This window comes from Thalassospira sp. UBA1131, from assembly GCF_002311515.1.
In the GTDB taxonomy this organism is placed as follows: domain Bacteria; phylum Pseudomonadota; class Alphaproteobacteria; order Rhodospirillales; family Thalassospiraceae; genus Thalassospira.
This window is the reverse complement of record NZ_DCAO01000093.1, coordinates 108,611-110,080: the sequence shown is the minus strand read 5'-3', so window position 1 is coordinate 110,080 and position 1,470 is coordinate 108,611. Positions and strand designations below refer to the sequence as shown.

General features: G+C 55.6%; 1 protein-coding gene and 1 pseudogene. One reads left to right on the top strand and one right to left on the bottom strand.

The genetic code is table 11. The annotated features are described in order from the left end of the window. On the bottom strand, positions 1 to 1,118 hold a 1,118-nt coding region (locus tag B3Z49_RS14565), incomplete at its 3' end, for a J domain-containing protein (protein WP_296992183.1). 5 nt (positions 1,119 to 1,123) lie between these two features. On the opposite strand from B3Z49_RS14565, the pseudogene B3Z49_RS14560 reads away from it, so the two are divergent. Next, positions 1,124 to 1,470, top strand: a pseudogene (locus tag B3Z49_RS14560) (hypothetical protein); the annotation flags it as partial.

The following is a 1,470-nucleotide window of genomic DNA, read 5'->3' as shown; positions in this document are numbered from 1 at the left end:
TCGCGTTCTTCACCAATCAGGTCCTTGACCTGACGGGTAATTTCCGTGCCTTGGCGGGCAACCAGTTCAGGGATGTCACGGGTAACAAATCCCTGGCCGGGGCCAAAGGCAATCAGGGCAGCAAAGATTAGCAGAAACAGCGGGCTAAGATGGAGTAGGGCATCGAACATGCCAGCACGCTTCCACTCGTCACGAACGCGCCGTGCCGGTTGTCCGTCATCGAGGCGGCGCTGGGTTGCGCGCACCTGTTCTGCAAGGGCAGAGCGGTTCGACCCGATGAAATCAAGTGCCTGCATCAGGACTGCGCGCGCAAGCGGCTTATTACCAGACCGTTCAAAGGCATTGGCCTGGGTAAACAGCATTTTGGCGTTGCCTTCCGGCGGGAAAGTACCGCCGCGCATGTTGCCAACAATTGCCTTCCAGGCCGGTACAAAACTTTTCCACCCCCAAAACCCGCGCAGCCATGTCTTGAAACTGGCCTTAAGCGCCATGCGTTTTGCGCCTTTGGGGGCGAGGTTGGCGGTGATGGTTTCAATGTTGCAGGAATTCAGAAAACCACGCACGACCTTGAATTCCACCTGACGCGGTTGGGCTGATACCACGCCGGTGACCGCACACTGAATAAAGCCTTGTGCGTTGGGTTCGGTCTTTTTGCCTTTGTGGCGGCGCGCACCGGGATGAATGTTGCTTTTGCGCGCATTGGCCTTGGCCTGCTGTTCGCGGTAGGCCTGATTGGCGCGGGCAAATTTTTCCTCGGCAGTTTCCTTGGCTTTTTCCTGCTTGCGCCCGGCGCCAGCAAAGCCCTGTTTCTGGCGGTTCGCGTTTTGCGGACCTGCTGCGTTCGGGCCATAAGCGGCCGATGTCCCGTTGCTGGCGGTGTCGGACTTTTGGGCTCCTGAGGGCGCATTGCCAGATTGCTTGGGCGGTTTGCGTTCGCCAATCAGGATTTCATAGGCTTCGGTAATGTCCTTGAACCTATCCTCGGAGTCCGGGTCTGTGTTGCGGTCCGGATGAAATTCAAAGGCCAGCTTACGATAGGCCAGTTTGATTTCCTTTGCGCTCGCCCCCGGCGCAATGTTCAGCATGCGATAATAAATGCCGAGGTTATCGGTGTTCATGATGAATGAAAATTCCTGTCAGGCATGCTTGTCAGCGCAGTAATCCAGCAAACGACAATTTTATCGATTGTATTTCGCGGTGCAATCATATGCTGGAAATCTTAACACGTTGTCACTTTTGGCTAATTGCCATATTTTCAGGAATCGCAAGTGCACGCGATGCGAACAAACAGGTAAACGCCTTGAAACTGAAATTTTGGCAACGCAAGTCTGATGCGGATGGTGATGCGCCCGAAAAGGGCGGAGGTTCCGTTGGCGTCGCCCAAGGCGAGGCACCCGAATTCGAAATGCCGCCGGGACATCACCTTGATTTCGGCACGCGGATGCGCGCGAAGTGGGAAGGGTACGACGA